Annotated in this window: 14 protein-coding genes; 10 read left to right on the top strand and 4 right to left on the bottom strand. The window is 50.7% G+C overall.

Annotated features, from left to right (window positions below):
* Window positions 1–34: 34 nt before the first annotated feature.
* The 6 genes from G5S52_RS07975 (at window position 35) to G5S52_RS07950 (ending at window position 5,337) form a co-directional block, all read left to right on the top strand.
* On the top strand, window positions 35–997 hold the full coding sequence (locus G5S52_RS07975; protein WP_165012602.1) for a cupin domain-containing protein: 963 nt from the start codon (window positions 35–37) through the stop codon (window positions 995–997).
* On the top strand, window positions 994–1,689 hold the full coding sequence (locus G5S52_RS07970; RefSeq protein WP_165012600.1) for an alpha/beta fold hydrolase: 696 nt from the start codon (window positions 994–996) through the stop codon (window positions 1,687–1,689). Before G5S52_RS07975 ends, G5S52_RS07970 begins: the two co-directional genes overlap by 4 nt.
* The gene (locus G5S52_RS07965) at window positions 1,689–2,384 is read left to right on the top strand and encodes an RraA family protein (RefSeq protein WP_165012598.1); all 696 of its coding nucleotides are present in this window, start codon (window positions 1,689–1,691) and stop codon (window positions 2,382–2,384) included. The genes G5S52_RS07970 and G5S52_RS07965 overlap by 1 nt, the downstream gene beginning before the upstream one ends.
* A gap of 90 nt (window positions 2,385–2,474) precedes the next feature.
* Window positions 2,475–3,458: a TRAP transporter substrate-binding protein gene (locus G5S52_RS07960; RefSeq protein ID WP_165012596.1), complete on the top strand. Its 984-nt coding sequence runs from the start codon at window positions 2,475–2,477 to the stop codon at window positions 3,456–3,458.
* A gap of 83 nt (window positions 3,459–3,541) precedes the next feature.
* Window positions 3,542–4,042 (top strand): TRAP transporter small permease, encoded by a 501-nt coding sequence (locus G5S52_RS07955; protein ID WP_165012585.1) that lies wholly within the window; start codon window positions 3,542–3,544, stop codon window positions 4,040–4,042.
* Window positions 4,039–5,337: a TRAP transporter large permease gene (locus tag G5S52_RS07950; protein WP_165012583.1), complete on the top strand. Its 1,299-nt coding sequence runs from the start codon at window positions 4,039–4,041 to the stop codon at window positions 5,335–5,337. The genes G5S52_RS07955 and G5S52_RS07950 overlap by 4 nt, the downstream gene beginning before the upstream one ends.
* Window positions 5,338–5,391: 54 nt before the next feature.
* Here the strand turns inward: G5S52_RS07950 and G5S52_RS07945 are convergent, their stop codons facing one another.
* Complete coding sequence (locus G5S52_RS07945; protein WP_165012581.1) at window positions 5,392–6,111, bottom strand: SDR family oxidoreductase; 720 nt, start codon at window positions 6,109–6,111, stop codon at window positions 5,392–5,394.
* Between the two features lie 100 nt (window positions 6,112–6,211).
* On the opposite strand from G5S52_RS07945, the gene G5S52_RS07940 reads away from it, so the two are divergent.
* A complete protein-coding gene (locus G5S52_RS07940) occupies window positions 6,212–7,132 on the top strand; it encodes a LysR family transcriptional regulator (protein ID WP_165012579.1) in 921 nt (306 codons plus the stop codon).
* Here the strand turns inward: G5S52_RS07940 and G5S52_RS07935 are convergent.
* Both G5S52_RS07935 and G5S52_RS07930 read right to left on the bottom strand, forming a co-directional pair.
* The gene (locus G5S52_RS07935) at window positions 7,129–7,755 is read right to left on the bottom strand and encodes a hypothetical protein (RefSeq protein WP_165012577.1); all 627 of its coding nucleotides are present in this window, start codon (window positions 7,753–7,755) and stop codon (window positions 7,129–7,131) included. The genes G5S52_RS07940 and G5S52_RS07935 overlap by 4 nt on opposite strands.
* Before the next feature lie 227 nt (window positions 7,756–7,982).
* Complete coding sequence (locus G5S52_RS07930) at window positions 7,983–8,894, bottom strand: DMT family transporter (protein ID WP_165012575.1); 912 nt, start codon at window positions 8,892–8,894, stop codon at window positions 7,983–7,985.
* A 116-nt stretch (window positions 8,895–9,010) separates the two neighbouring features.
* Between G5S52_RS07930 and G5S52_RS07925 the strand changes: the two genes are divergently transcribed.
* From G5S52_RS07925 to G5S52_RS07915, 3 genes are all read left to right on the top strand, one after another.
* The gene (locus tag G5S52_RS07925; RefSeq protein ID WP_062663282.1) at window positions 9,011–9,901 is read left to right on the top strand and encodes a LysR substrate-binding domain-containing protein; all 891 of its coding nucleotides are present in this window, start codon (window positions 9,011–9,013) and stop codon (window positions 9,899–9,901) included.
* 189 nt (window positions 9,902–10,090) lie between these two features.
* On the top strand, window positions 10,091–10,720 hold the full coding sequence (locus G5S52_RS07920) for a hypothetical protein (RefSeq protein WP_368737458.1): 630 nt from the start codon (window positions 10,091–10,093) through the stop codon (window positions 10,718–10,720).
* A 6-nt stretch (window positions 10,721–10,726) separates the two neighbouring features.
* Complete coding sequence (locus G5S52_RS07915; protein WP_165012573.1) at window positions 10,727–13,714, top strand: methyl-accepting chemotaxis protein; 2,988 nt, start codon at window positions 10,727–10,729, stop codon at window positions 13,712–13,714.
* 110 nt (window positions 13,715–13,824) lie between these two features.
* On the opposite strand, the gene G5S52_RS07910 is transcribed toward G5S52_RS07915, so the two are convergent.
* Entirely contained in the window at window positions 13,825–16,257 is a 2,433-nt protein-coding gene (locus G5S52_RS07910; RefSeq protein WP_165012571.1) for a methyl-accepting chemotaxis protein, read from the bottom strand.
* Window positions 16,258–16,487 lie beyond the last annotated feature (230 nt).

Raw genomic sequence — 16,487 nt, 5'->3', positions numbered from 1 at the left:
CAGTTATCAGGCTTATATCTTAAAGGAGAAAATAATGGAACAGCCTCAATGGGTGAGATTCGGCGAATTGATCCCGTGTCGTACAGCCTTTATCGATGCACATACACCGGGTTCCTCTGAAAAGGAGAACTTCACCATTATTGGCGGTGGTGTGTCGGAAAGCCCTGATCAGCACGTACACATCAACGCCACGCCGGGCTTCAATATTGGCGCGGCTGGCCAACCTCCCCGCTGTTTCAACTCTCTGCACTCCCACAATACTGCGGAGGTTTTCTTTGTCCTGAAAGGACGCTGGCGCTTCTTTTGGGGAGAAACCGGAGAAGACGGTGAAGTCGTCCTCGAAGAAGGAGACATTTTCAACATTCCTACCCGCTTATTCCGTGGCTTTGAAAACATCGGTAGCGATTACGGGATGATCATGTCGATACTGGGTGGCGATGATGCCGGCGGTGGCGTCATTTGGGCACCGCACGTCCGTGAGGCCGCTCAGGAACACGGCTTAATACTCAGTGAAACAGGCCGGCTTTACGACGCTAAGCGCGGTGAGTCACTGCCAAGCGGAGAGAGAGAAATGCCTCTTCCTCAGCAGGACTGGCTTGACGCTCTACTCCGCCCAGATGCGACAACCGTAGTTAAGTATTACGTCGCCCGCTACTGGGACATGATGGCCATGTCTGCCCAAGGCGCTGTGAGTGTCATTGGCGAGCATGGCTTATTGATCGACAAGCCGGGTTTTGAAGTCGATTTTCTTTCCCGTCAGTCACCGCTTCCCGAAACACTTCACGCAGAAAAAGATGTGGTCCTAATGGTGATGCGAGGACATTGGTCTGTCAGTTGGCAAGACAAGACAGAAATCTTCAATCCTGGTGACACTATTTGGCTTCCCGGAGGTACCGACTACTCACTCAAGGTCACTGCCTCCGGTGAAGCCAGCCTTTTTCGTGTCACGCGCACTGATGATCCTGCTGGCCTGACTTGGACTGGGGAAGACGTATGAATGAGCCATTAGTCCTGCTTCCCGGCATGATGTGCGATCACCGCCTGTTTGAGCATCAGGTTGCTTCATTGGGCGAAGAACGTGAAGTGATCGTGATGAATATCGATGGTCATGACAGCATGTCAGCGCTCGCAGCGGACGTATTGGAAAACGCCCCCGAGAAGTTCGCGCTGGGTGGGCTTTCCATGGGCGGCATACTGGCAATGGAAGTCTTCCGTCAGGCGCCGGAGCGTATCACCCGACTCGCGTTGATGGACACCAACCCCCGCGCTGAACTCGACGAAGTAAAAGAGGGCAGAAAACAGCACCTTGTTCGCACCGCAAACGGTGAAATGTTGGACGTGATGCAAGAGGTCATGATCCCTAAATACGTTCACCGTGACATCCCACGTCCTGATATCGAAAAGCTGTGCCTTGAGATGGCAGCGAACCTTGGCGATACCTGCTTTATTAACCAGTCACTCGCCCTTCGCGATCGCCCGGATCAGCAGGACACCCTGCGCACGGTAACTGTTCCTACCCTGATATTAATGGGAGAAGACGACCAGCTCTGTCCGAGAGATCGACACGACACCATGAAGTCGCTCATTCCCCATGCTGATTTCATCATTATTCCTTTTGCCGGGCATTTGCCCACACTTGAAAAACCGGAGGCAACCACACGTGTCCTGCACGCTTGGTTGAACGCTTAATGGATAAAAAGCTCTATAAACTCTTACTGAGTGTCGACACACCCACAGTCTGTAATGCAATAGAAGTGGCGCAGGGAGCGCGCGGTTTTGACCAGTTTACACGAGGTACACTGCTTGCTTCCGACCCCACCAGCAAAGCCATGGTCGGCTATGCGAAAACCGCGCAGATTGCCGCCATTGAACCTTCCAGCTTACCGCCGGAAGACGTTAAAGCGCTGCGCATGCAGTACTACAAATATATGTCCGAAGGCCCATTCCCTTCCGTCACTGTGATTGAAGATACGGATTACCCCGACGCTATCGGTGCCTTTTGGGGGGAAATCAATACCAATGTCCACAAAGGCTTTGGCATTTCAGGCGTCTTGACCAATGGCGTTATGCGCGATTTAGGCGATTTACCAGAAAACTTCCCCGTGCTGGCCGGCTCCATCGGTCCCAGCCACGCCTTTGTGCACATTGAATCAATAGCACAACCCGTCAACGTCTTTGGCTTAACAGTCAATGAAGGTGATCTTATCCACGCTGACCGCCACGGCGCCGTGGTGATTCCAAAAGACGTGATTCCCAAACTGGAACAAGCCATCCAAACCTTACTCAAAAACGAACAAATTGTGTTGCAAGCCTCGAAGGAAGAAGACTTCGACTTTGAGCGGTTTGAGCAGGCATGGGCGGAGTTCGAACGGGTCAGAACCTAACATCTTTCAGCTGCGCATTCCGCGTAGCTTTTTCCTCGCGCTTTCATGCGCGTCAATGAATGCGACACGGCTAAAAACAAGGAGTACACCATGAAGTTGTCAATGTTGATCACTGTCATAGCCGGACTTTTCACTGCCAGCGCCTCAATGGCTGATACCACCATCCGAATTGGGCATGCCACACCGGAAGTCTCCCCAATTCACCAATCGCTGCTCTATTTTGAAAAGGAAATCGAGAAGCGTTCCAACGGTGACATTGAGGTCGAAATATATCCTGGCGGCCAGCTCGGTGGCGTAAAGGAAATGACGGAGCTCGTGCAATCTGGAAACATCACCATGGCAACCGGCGCGTCCGTGCATTTGTCATCCACCGTTAACGAACTCGCGGTACTGGATCAGTTCCTGCTGTTTGCCGATGAAGAAACCGCACGCAACGTGCTGGATGGCAAAGCCGGTGAATCCCTCGGCAAGGCCATGGAAAAGCAAGGCCTCAAGTCAATGGGCTTTATGGAGCTTGGCTTTCGAAGCTTTACCAACAACCGCGCGCCACTGGACAGCTACGAAGCATTTGAAGGCTTGAGAATGCGCTCAGCGGATAACCCGATTGCGATTAAAGCGTGGCGCTCTGTAGATGCCGTGCCGATTGCGCTGGCATGGGGTGAGATCTATTCATCGCTCCAACAAAACCTCATTTTCGGTCAGGAAAGTGCGTTGTCTTCTATGCTCGTTGAGCGCTTCTTCGAAGTGCAGGATTACGTGTCCCTCACCAACCACATCTACTGGCCTGAGCTTTGGATGGCAAACCTTGAGTGGTATCAGGATCTCAGCGATAAAGACCGCAAACTCATCGATGAAGTCGCCCGCGAAACCATTTTGCTTCAGCGCGACCTTACCCTGAAAACCAACAATGAAACGCTGGCAGCACTGAAAGAAAAAGGACTGAAAGTGAATGAGCTTCCTCTTGCTGACCGCGAGCGCTTGGGTAAAACCATGAATGCGGCGATAGAAAGTGACATTCGCGAGAAAGTCGGCAGCGATTTCTACGACGAATTCATGTCCAACCTACAGCAATGATAAGTGCATAGGGTCTGTTGACCCTAGGAGTTGGTCAACGCCAGCTCCTTGCTCTGCCCTGCAAAACGTAAAAGGAAGTCTGTATGTTCCGATTTCTGGAAAAGTACTTCGAACCGACCGTGATTGTTGCCAGTCTGGTGACCATCATCATCACTGTGTTCGCTGACGTGATAGCAAGGTTCGCTTTTTCCACCTCTATCGTCGTGGCGAATGAGATTGCAAGGCTGTGCTTTGTGTACCTCATCTACTTTGGCATCAGCTATGCCATCCGTGAACACAGACACATGCGAGTGACCTTCTTCGTGGACAAATTCCCTTCGCAGTTCAAACGCCTCATCTTGTTTGTCAGCGAGTCAATTTTCCTCGTTTACTCTGTGACGGTTTGCGTGCTGGGTGTCGAAATCACACAGCAGGCTATCGCTCGCGGAAAAACACTCTCTGCGACTCAGTGGCCAACATCCATCCTTTACGCCGCGATTATCTTTTCCGGCCTACTGTGCTCACTAAGACTCCTCTACTCCCTTTACCAAATTGGCGTAAAGGGCGACATTTCGCTTTACCAAAATGAGGAGATGCCACAATGACGTCACTGATCCTCTTTCTCAGTTTCTTCGGTATGTTGCTAATAGGTGTGCCCATCGGCATCGCGCTGGGCTCAGCGTCGTTGATAGCCATCATGTACATCCCTTTCCTCAAACCTGATTTGTATGCACTCGGCCTTGTCAGCGGCATCAACAGCTTCACGCTGATCGCTGTGGTGCTCTTTACACTCGCCGGGAACATCATGAGTAAGGGCGGTATTTCCAAGCGTTTAATCGCAGTCGCCGATACCCTGTTCGGCCGTGCGCCGGGGGACTTAGGCACGGTGACCATCATGGCATGCCTGTTCTTCGCCGCCATTTCAGGTACGGGCTCTGCCACTGTGGCGGCGGTCGGGTTAGCCATGATTCCAGCTTTGGTTAAACGTGGCTATGACCGCGCCTATGCCGGAGCCATGGTCGCCAGTGCTGGTGGTTTGGGTGTGATGATCCCACCCTCTGTGGTGATGATTGTGTATGCGGTAGCGGCAGGAGTATCAGTGACCGCCCTCTTTATGGCGGGGATCCTGCCGGGGCTTGTTATCGCGTTAACCTTGATGACCTACAACTACTTTTACCGCAAGCAGGCCACACAGGTAAACATGGCAGAGCAACGGTCTGCCGCCACCGGAAAAGAGATTTTCCACGTGCTGAACGAGGCGAAGCTCGCACTGATTATGCCCGTGGTGATCTTGGGCGGGATATACGGCGGCATAGTCACGCCTACGGAATCATCTGCCGTGGCAGTCGTCTATGCCTTGGTGGTGTCTTGTCTGGTTTATCGCGAATTACCGCTCAAGGCACTGCCAAAGATCATGCTTGAATCGGCCATGTTGGTATCAGCGGTGCTGGTAATCATCGGTGCATCTGTGGCGTTTGGTCGTATCATCGCGCTGGAGAAAATTCCGACAGAACTGGCACAGTTTGTTCTTTCCATCACAGAGAACAAATACTTGGTGCTGGTGGCGATTCTGGTCTTGCTGCTCATTATCGGTACCTTCCTCGAAACCCTCGCTTCCATTGTTATCCTGACGCCAGTGCTGTTGCCTGTGTTAACCAAGTTACAGGTTGATTTGGTGCACTTTGGTATTGTGATGATCGTGGCGCTCGCCATCGGATTTGTTACTCCACCCTTGGGGGCAAACCTCTTTATGGCCGCACAGGTTGGGGAGATACCCTTCGAGCGGATAGCCAGGCGAATTTTACCTTGGGTGGCCGTGTTGATAGGCGCACTGCTTATCATCACCTTTGTGCCCGCAATATCGCTGATACTCCCTACGCTCTTTCTCGGTTACGGATAAAACAAAAGCCACCCGCAAGGGTGGCTTTTTGAAGCTATTAGCCATTTCTGTTATTTAAGGCTGCTGACGGGTAGCAGTGATCACAATCTCACGCACGCACACGTTTTGTGGGAAGGAGTACGCATAGCAAACGGTGCTGGCGATGTCATCTGCAGCCAGAACGCCGCCCATTTCGTCTTTCCAGCTGTCGTAACCAGCTTTGATTTCATCGCTGGTGGTATGGGAAAGCAGCTCGGTTTCTACCGCGCCAGGGGCGATGGTGATGACACGAACATTAGCATCCGCCACCTCTTCACGCACGTTTTCAGAAATCGCGTGAACCGCAAATTTAGTGCCGCAGTAAGCCGCATGGTTCGGGAAGGTTTTGCGGCCAGCCACTGAGCTGATATTCACAATAGTGCCGCCGTTGCGCGCTTTCATCGGTTCAAGCACGGCCTGCATGCCATTCAGCAAGCCAACCACGTTCACGTTAAACATGGTTTGCCACTCTGCGGCATTTTGTGTTGCCACATCACCCAGCAACATCACACCTGCGTTGTTCACCAGCAGGTCTACCTCGCCGTATTCCGCTTCGGCTTCTTTAATTGCTGCTTCGAATGTGGCTTTGTCAGTCACATCGACTTTACGACACAGAGTGTTTGGCAGGTTCAGCGCTTCTAAGCGTTCAACACGGCGCGCCACCAGCAGCAGCGGGTGACCCAGTGCAGACAGTTGTTTTGCAATCGCTTCGCCGATACCTGAACTTGCACCTGTAATAACAGCCAACTTTTTCATGATGTTCTTCCTCAAAGACCTTGTTGTTTTGGTTGAGGCTGCATTCTAAATAAGTCATCATTGTTGATATATATGTCACAATAAAACTCAGTGTTACCAAATGAACACCAATAAAGAAGTCCTCGGCGAAAGCCTTAGTGACATCCGCGCCTTTGTTGCTATTGCAGAAACTGGCAGCTTCTCTAAAGCCGCAGAATCGCTGAATGCTTCCCGCGCCCATATGTCGCGCCAGTTGAGTCAGCTTGAAGCGAGATTAGGGGTGCAGCTGATCATTCGCACAACCCGTTCCCAACGCTTAACCGCGGCAGGAGAAACCTTCTTTAGTCGCTGCCGGGCTGCTCTTTCGCAACTAGATGAGGCGATTACTCTAGCCAGCAACGATGCTGATCAGATGCGCGGCCATATCGCGGTGAACTGTGTAGGCGGTATCTTGGGAGAGTCTTTGATTGGTGATGTGATTCATGCCTTTTGCGCCAAGAACCCAGAGATCAGCATCGAGCTTGATTTCAGCTCAGAACGGGTTGATCTGGTGCAGTCCCGTTTTGATTTGGTTCTTCGAATGGGAGCGTTGGCCGACTCACTGTTGATTGGCCGTGAGCTCGGAGAAATCAAGATAGGCACCTACGCTTCACCAGACTATTTCACGCGCAAAGGCAGGCCATCACACCCAAAAGAGTTACAGCAGCATGACTGCCTGACTGGGTCTGTGACCAAGTGGCGATATGTGAAATCCGACGACCCAGAACAGCATACCGATGTGGAAGTTCACGGCCATTTACAATGTAAAAACGGTCATGTGCTTTTGAACGCGGCGCTTCAGGGGAATGGGATTTGTCGCTTGCCCGCGCTTTATTGCTCGTCTTATGAAGCGGAAGGAAAGCTACAATCGGTGTTTACTGAATGGAAAGTGGATAAGGTGCCGCTCTATCTGCTGTATCACAGAGACCGGCACCAACCCGCCAGATTGAAAGCGCTCATTAGTTACTTGGTCGCTAACATTCCGGCGAAATTAAAGGATTAGAAGCGGCCTGCGCTCAACTCGATACGTTGGGCGGCGTTGTCTTCATTCAGATCTTCAGGCGTACAAAGGTAAGGGCCTTTGCGGGCAAACACATCAATCGGGGCTTTGGCTTCGTCATCAAACACCGACACAGTACATAGGCCGTCTTCCAAGCTGAATTTATGGTTCACTGTGTAGCTTTTCCCTTCATCGACGTTGAAGGTAAAGGTGTTTACACAAGACGCACCACCTGCGGCAAAGCTGTTGGCGTGGAAAGACACATTCAGCGTTACTTTCTCGCCTCGCGGCATGGTCATGCTCTTGGTGCCCAGACTTTCCATGTACAGCCCCATCGGGTCTGTACATTCAAGGTGATCGGTAAAGAGGGTGACTTCGTGGTCGCCGTTAGCAATGAACAGCTTCTGTTGATTGGTTTTTTGCGTGTCATCCCATTCAGGATCGTAATCTTGTGAGTCGTTACTACCCACAAAATACAGAGAAGCCGGTTCAGGCAGTACCTCTCCTTTTTTCGCAGCTTCCTGCTCTTTCTCCTGCTGAGCCTCGATATCAAAAGTCGGTTTTTCTGAAGACGAACAGCCAGCGATGATCACTGGCAGCAGAGCTGCGAAGACGTATTTGTACATGAGAAATTCCTTTGCCAACCATGTGAAGGGGTTATCCCTGCCCTCACTTTTCTTTTGTTTTGCCTCACTTTATTGACTGCTTACAGACAGTTCAACCAATCTGCCCGGCATTTCGCCTTCCAGTATTCAAATTAAGAAAAATGCATGCGAATTTGCGGCTGGACATAAAAAAACTCCCCCACTTTTGCAAGCGGGGGAGCGTTTTAGGTTCTCTGTTCTTCGTTTAGTTATGCTGGCTCAGCAATCTCTTCTGGCGTTTTTTCCAGTGCAGCCGCTTTGGCTTTGCGGGACTTTCGTTTCTCGCGTCCTGCCAGCCACAGCAGTGGAACAACAATCAGGGTCGTGCCCACCACCATCAGCATATCCGGCACTTCACCGAACAACACCAAACCCACACCAACAGCACACACCAAACCGCTGTATTCGGCGCTGGCAATCTTGTTACTTTCCGCTGCGCGATACGCGATCACACAGGTCGCGGCGTAAACCAGAATGAAAGCAGTCGAGCCAGCAGCACGCCAGAACAAGTCGAGGCTGAACGGCATACCTTCATAAAGTGCCAAGGCAAAGGCTACTGGAATACCAATCAGGTTATGCAGCAGCAGAGTTTGTGGCACCGTCTGAATGCGCGGAATTTTCGGGATCAACAGGTTGTTGATGGCCAGCGTCACCGCCACAATCAGTGCTGACATTGCTGCCCAGCTAAACTCGGTTGGACGCACCAGGATCAACACACCAATAAAGCCCACTACCGCAGCCACGATCGACGGCGCAGAAAGCTTCTCACGCAGAAAGATCGCTGCAAGCGGAAGCATGATCAAGGGTGCTGCATAGAAAATCGCATTCGCTGTCGCCAAGGGCATCGTGGTCAACGCGATCACTGAGAAAAACACACCAAGCAACCAAATGTGCGCGCGCAGTGCGTGCCATTTCAGTCCCAACGTCAAATTCTTCACAGGTGCCGTAAAACAGAAAGGCAGCAAAATGAGCACGGCAGATACCTGACGAAACAGCGCGAACTGGAAGATGGCACCGTCTGGCCCTCCTTCCATGGTTTTAACCAGCGCATCGGAAAACGTTGCGCTGAGGTTTCCTATCACCAACAACGTCATGGCGAAACCTACTGAGATATTGCGCATACCTAAGGCCTCCTTTAAGCGAGAAAAAGCAACATAGCTCACAGAATCCTCATAGTAGCGGCACTTTTTCATGACGTATAATGATGATTATTCGGGTTCTATGAGTTTTTTAGATAATGAAACTTCCACCACTCCGAGCCGTTCAATATTTCGAAGCCACTGCCCGCTTAAACAGCTTCTCGCGAGCAGCAGAATCTTTGAACGTGACCCAAAGTGCCGTCAGCCACCAGATCCGTTTACTGGAAGATTTTCTGGGAGAGTCCCTGTTTGAACGTCAGGGTCGGAACTTGCATTTAACCCCGGTGGGGCAGCGTTACTATGATGATATTGGCGACCCGCTCCAAGCCATTGCCCGCGCCAGTCTTCAGGTTCGTGAAGGGGTTTCAGGCAACCTTCGTCTTGCAGTTTTCAGCTCGCTTGCGGTGAAGTGGCTCATGCCCCAGCTTTCAGATTTTCGCACTAAGCACCCTGAAATCGACCTTTCTCTTGAGATGTACGCTCACCGCCCGGATCTCTCAGACAAAATGGGCGACTGCTTTATCACCGACTTTGCGCCCGGCAAAAACTACGAATACGAGCTTTTGTACACCGAATACATTTACCCAGTATGCAGCACCAAAATCTGGCAACAAATCAAAGATAAACCCTTGCCTGAAGCGCTTTGGGAATATCCTTTGCTGTCTGTAAGATCCTTGATGGAAAACGACTGGAAAGAGTGGTGTAAAGTCGGAGGCTACTCGCTACCAAGAGACGTAAAAATTCACACCTTCAGCCATATGTTGCTCGCCACAGAAGCGGCGCGCTATTCCCATGGCGTCACCCTGCTCAACCACTACTTCATGAACGAGATAGACCGCGAGCAATTGGTTCGAATTCCTCTGCATGAAATTCCTACCGGAGATAGCCTCTATTTCGTCTACAAAAAACACCGCGCAAGACAGCCAGAAATCTTGAAACTGGGGCGCTGGCTACAGCAAATTGCCGCTGCCGACGAAGCCGCTTTTTAGTGCGGCTTCTTTACTCCTCCCTCTCATCTTATTCACTTCCCTCTCACCAATCCTCGAATCATTCTGAAACAGGTAGTTAGGCATTCACCCGCTGCCACACGTTTCGCTATATCGGTCTAGACTTAAATATGAGTCAAAATCACGATTTCACTCATTTCGTCTCGTTATTGAATCAGGGTAATTGCCGTCGTGAAGGAAGCTTGGCGCTTATTTATTTCAAAGTCCGGTGACATGCTGTCGCCCCGCAGGTCGAAAACGTCACTGGCAACGGCGGGTTTACTCGCGCTCATTTTCCTTACGTCCTCTCCAGTGCACGCACAGACACAAGATGCCAAGGCATATGGTTATTCCGATCGCTACGGCGAGCTGACCCCCACAGAAGTCTTCTCACTGGTTAAAAACCTTGATGCCATCGTGATGCATTACGCCTATCGCTATAAACCTGAATTAGCGAGTTCCCTGCCCAGAAAGATTATTCCTGTTCAGGGTTATACCCCTGATCGCGTGTTTATCGCGCTTACTGGCTTATCAAAAAGACTCAATGTGTTGGCCGATGACTACGGCGTTCCGAAAGTACAAAGCGTAGTGAGAGAGCAAAACAAAGCCATTCCGGCAGAGGTTTTCCTGCTGGCAGGCTCTTGTCTGGATACCCTGGCTCATATTCTTTCAGTGATGGAGCCAGAAAACAGCTTTGGCGATTTCTATAACAACCGGACCTATCGCCGTCCGAAAACACCGTCAGATGTCTATGCCTTGGTCGATTTGATTGATCGGAAACTGATTGTTTTGCTTGGTGAACAAGTGCAGCAGATAGAGTGAGCACAGATGAAACACAAAATATTTCGCATCACCATAGGTAAACGCCTGGCGTTCGGCTTCGGGCTTATCCTCGCCATTCTTGTCACGGCAGTGGTTATCTCCAATGACAGGTTGCGGGATCTTCAAAAGCTGGAACTTGAACTGGTCAACTCCACTTTTCCTTCCACGCTGGCTGCGAGTGAACTGGTGGGCGAAATCAACAAATCACTGGCGATATTACGTGGCTATCTGGTGCTTGGTGACGAAGAGTTGATCACGCAGCGTCAGGATGTGTGGGAAAACATCGATAACCAAATGGTGGTTCTCAAAGAAAACCAACTGAACAATCAACACATTGTGGGTTACGCAGAAAAGCTCTCGGCGTTGGATATCAGCTTGAAGCAGTATCGGAGCGCACAGGATGAAGCTGAACAGGTTGCCCACACCGAAGACGAGCAACCGGCAATGAAAATGTACAAACAAGACATTGCCCCTATCGTGATGAACCTGCTGCAAGACATCAATCAACTCGCTCAATTAGAACAATCTCTCCCCGCCACACCTGAGCGGAAAAAACTTCTGGGCGTGTTTGCCAACTCCAGCGCTTCCCTCTCGCTTGGCTTGGCCTCTGCGCGCTCTTATCTGATCGGGGGGGATGAGAACTACAAAGCAACCTACTTTCAGCATTGGACCACCAACAGCAGCACATTTTATGAAATAGAAAGCAAGCGTCACCTTCTGACGCGCGAGCAACGCGGACTCTTTGACAGCTATTCATCGATGCGCGATCGCTTTTCGAACGAAGTCGAAAAAATGTTTAAAGTCAGGGAATCCAAACGCTGGAACATGTCGCAATACCTCCTTGGTACCAAGGCTGCACCCCTTTCTGTTTTGTCACTGCAATTGGTTCAGGACCTTGATGCCCTGCAACGCGCACAACTGAAAAAAGAAGTGGCTCAGCTAGATGAAATGAACGCCTCCATCGCCCAAGTGCTGAAGCTCACCGGTATTGTCGGCATCATCGTGGGTGTGTTTATTGCCTTCACCATTACCCGTTCGGTGACACGCCCTATGATCGGGATGACACGCAGCCTCAAAAGTGTCGCGCGGGAAGGTGACTATTCCATCCGCCTCCCCGTGAGGGGGTCTGATGAAGTGTGTCAGTCAGCCATTGCTTTCAACAACCTGATGTCAGAAACCCAAAACGCGCTCAATGAAATCAATCAGGTCATGGAACGTATAGCAGAAGGCGACTTGAGCCTTCGCATAAACGGCGACTACAAGGGCGATCTGCTATCGATTAAAGAGGCAACAAACGCTTCACTGATTAACGCCGAAAGGGCCGAGTTTGTGAAGCAGTCTTTCGAAAGCGAAGCGCGAAGGGTGGCTGAGGAAAATGCCCGTGTCAGACAAGCTTTGGATTGCGTTTCCAACAACATCATGATGGCCAATAGTGAGCATCAGGTGATCTACATCAACAACGCGGCGCAAGAGATGCTGATAGACGCGAAGGACGATTTCAAACAGGAACTCTCCCACTTCGATCCAGAGGATGTGGTCGGCCACTCTATCGATTTGTTCCACAAAGACCCTCACCACCAGCGTCAGATACTGGAGAACGTAACAGAATCATTCACCAGCGAGTTTTTCGTCGGCAACAAGGTCATGGCAATCAATGCCCAGCCGATGTTTGACGATGAAGGAGAGCGTATTGGTACTGTCATTGAATGGACAGATCGCACTGATGAAGTGGCCATTGAACGGGAAATCGATAACGTGATTTCCTCCGCCGCCCGCGGCGATTTCAGTGCTCGTATAGAAATGTCAGGAAAGCAGGGATTCTTCTACAACCTCGCTGAGGGGTTAAACACGCTGACCAGCAACATCGATCATTCTCTGGCAGACATGCAGCGTATCCTCGCCGCCATGGCAAAAGGTGATCTGACCGAACGCATGGAGAAAAACTACGCTGGCAGGTTGGGCCTTCTCAAGCAGGACACCAACCAGACCATAGAGAAGCTGACAGACGTTATCCGCCGAATCCGAGAAACCGCCTCGACTGTCTCTGTCTCTTCAAGAGAAATCGTATCCGGCAATCAAGACCTCAGCATGCGCACTGACGAGCAGGCAGCGTCGCTGCAAGCCACTGCAACCAGCATGGAGGAGATGACCAGTACCGTGAAACAGAGCGCCGAAAACGCCTTCTCTACCAAATTGGTTAGCATGAAAGCACGGGCAAAAGCCAGAGAAGGTGGCGAAGCCATTACACGCACTATCAACGCCATGGAAGATATCAGCACGGCCAGCAGCGAGATTGGGGAAATCATTGGCGTGATAGACGAAATAGCATTCCAGACCAATCTGCTTGCCCTGAATGCCGCCGTTGAGGCCGCACGTGCGGGTGAACAGGGTCGTGGCTTTGCCGTCGTCGCTGGGGAAGTCAGAAGCCTCGCCCAACGCTCAGCCAGCGCTGCGAAAGAGATCAAGGAGCTGATTGAAGCCAGTAACAAGAAAGTGGCTGTCGGTGCGGAATATGTCAGTAATTCAGGTAAAACGCTGTCCGAGATTGTCTCCATGGTTGAAGAGATGGGTGGAAAAATGGCTGAAATTTCCGACGCGGCTCAGGAGCAAAGCATTGGCATCGAGCAGGTAAACCTCTCCATCACCAAGATGGACACAGTCACCCAGAAAAACGCCGCGTTGGTCGAAGAAGTCACCACCGCCAGTGAAGGAATGTGGAGCCTTTCTCAGGACATGACAGAAATGGTGGCCTTCTTTAACCTTCCTGAGCAAGACGACACCGACGTCATCGCGCGAGATAGTTCTCAAGATCTTGATGACGATGACTTCCTGGAATTCAGCGATGACAGCTATCGCGAACTGGATGACGACATCGAGACGCAAAGCCCACCATCAAAACCAAAGTTCCAGTTCGCATCAAAGACAAAAGACGATGTGGAAGACGATGACGACGACATTGAATTCGAGTTCTATGATGGCGATAACGACAAGTAGACGTTGGGACGACTAGGTGCAGAGAGCATCGACAAGCTGAGCCCGTCAATCAACTGCACAACCAATAAAAAGCCGGACATGAGTCCGGCTTTTTAGTTGTTAATGCAAGGTCAGGCAGTGCGGGTTTTAAAGAAGCTGACCAGCTCCTGTAGGTTTTCCGCTTCCACCAGCATATTTTCGCTGGCAGCCGTCGCCTCTTCAGCTAGGCCAGCATTCTGCTGGGTCATGTTATCCATTTCGGTGATTGCGCGATTGATTTCACCGATACCCTGCGACTGTTCCTGCGTCGCTGTGCTCATATCATCAATCATGGAAGAGACACTGCGAATCGAATCGACAATCTCTACCAGGTTTTCACCTGACTCGCGCACCAACTGGGTACCATCTTTCACCTTGTTGACGCTGGCATTGATGAGATCTTTGATCTCCACTGATGCTTTCGCACTTCTCTGGGCCAGATTGCGGACTTCACCCGCCACTACCGCGAAGCCACGCCCTTGCTCTCCAGCACGTGCAGCCTCAACCGCGGCGTTCAGTGCTAACAGGTTAGTCTGGAAAGCAATCTCGTTAATGACGCCAATGATGTCTGAAATCTGCTTACTGGAGTTTTCAATTTCAGCCATGGCGTTGACCGCATCTTCCACCACCGAGCCACCACGCTCAGCCTTTTTGGTGGCTTCACTGGCCTGCTTAACGGCGCTTTGCGAGGTATCTGCATTTTGCTGCACCGTAGAGGTCATTTCCTGCATACTGGCGGCAGTTTCTTCGAGGCTACTAGCCTGTGACTCGGTGCGATCGCTCAGGTCAGTGGTACCCACCTTGATTTCACGGGCAGCGTTACTGACAGACGTCGCCGTGCGGTTGATATCCACCACCAGCTCGTTCAATCGCTCGATGGTGGAATTCAGGGCTTCCCTGACAGGTTCAAACTCTTCATCTAATTTTGAAGGAATAGAGACGCTCAGGTCCCCTTTCGACAGAGACACCAAACACGCGCTGATTTTTGCCACAGCCCGCTTTTTAGCAGTAATGTCTGTGGCGTATTTCACCACTTTGAATGGCTTGCCACTGGCATCGCAGATGGGATTGTACGAAGCCTGAATCCAGATTTCCCTGCCGCCTTTGGCAAAGCGCTGGAACTCAGCAGACTCATACTCACCGCGGTTGAGTTTGTCCCAGAAGGCTTTGTACTCGGCTGAGTTTTTGTATTCAGGGGCAACAAACATGGAGTGGTGACGCCCTTTCACTTCGCTCAGGGAGTATCCCATCGCTGCCAAGAAATTCTCGTTAGCGTGGCGAATGGTGCCGTCCATGTTGAATTCAATCACTGCCTGAGATTTGCCTATGGCTTCAATCTGGCCTTCGTAATCGGCATTTTTCAGTTTTTGATCGGTTATGTCAGACGCATACTTCACGACTTTGAATGGCTTACCGTTAAGGTCAAAAATCGGGTTATAAGAAGCCTGAATCCAGATTTGGCGGCCGCCTTTTCCGACGCGCTCGAATTCCCCGGAAAAGAATTCACCTGCCGCAAGTGATTTCCAGAATTCTTTGTACTCCCGGGAGTTTTTCAATCCTGGGGGGGCAAACATCGAGTGGTGTTTACCCTGCACTTCTTCCAGTGTGTAGCCGACAGTGTTAAGGAAGTTTTCGTTGGCGGTGCGAATGGTGCCGTCCAGTTCAAATTCGATCACAGCCTGCGATTTCCCAATAGCTCGGATTTGACCTGAGAAATCAGCATTACGCATCTTCTGTTCGGTCACATCTGTCGCGAACTTCACCACTTTGAATGGTTTGCCATTGTCATCGAAAATTGGGTTGTACGAAGCACTGATCCAAACTTCTCTGCCGCCTTTGGCAACACGCTTGTATACGGCACTTTGGTATTCACCTTTGGCCAGTTTTGCCCAAAAGCCTTTGTATTCTCCGGACTGCGCTATTGCAGGCTCGACGAAAATAGAATGATGCTTGCCCACCACTTCTTTTTCGTCATAACCCATGGCACCAAGGAAGTTTTCATTCGCGCGAAGAATATTGCCTTTGAGGTCAAACTCGATCACCGCCTGACTGCGGTTAATGGCTTTAATCTGCCCCAAAGTGTCGAGGTTTTTATTTTTTTCCTGAGTAATATCGGTCGCGAATTTCACCACTTTCACGACGCCTCCTTTCGGCGAATAAACAGGGTTATACGTTGCCTGAATCCAGACATCGATACCGTTTTTGCCGATTCGCTTGAACTCACCGGACGCTGACTTTCCGTTTGACAGTCTTTGCCAAAAATCCCTGTACTCACTGGAGCTGGCAAATGCCTTTTCCACAAACAAGGAATGGTGCTTGCCGATAATTTCGTCCGGGGTATAGCCCATGACTTTCAGAAAATTCTCGTTGGCCGAGAGAATATTCCCTTTGGTATCAAATTCGATGATGGCGAGAGACTTATCCAAGGCGGCGATCTTGGCATTCGCCTCCGACTCGAGTTCTGCATCGAAGCCAAAAATACTGCTTATGGCTCGTTTCAGTGGTGACATGAAAGAGTTTTGCATTTTTGAGACTCCTGTTCCTCTCATAGAATACTAGTTGAAAATTCCCAATCTTCCTCTTGAGACGGGGATTAGTTCAAAAAAGCTAACCTAATGGTTTTAGAGAAAAAGAATCTAAGTGCTTAACATCAAAAAAGCCGGTGCACGAATCGTGTCACCGGCTTATACCCGAACAGCCTGAAGATGCAGGATTCAGCGAGTTTGGGTATATAAATTTAGCTTGGAATTAAAGC

This window comes from Grimontia sedimenti, from assembly GCF_011045095.1.
Lineage (GTDB): Bacteria > Pseudomonadota > Gammaproteobacteria > Enterobacterales > Vibrionaceae > Enterovibrio > Enterovibrio sedimenti.
This window is presented reverse-complemented; position numbering and strand designations above follow the sequence as displayed.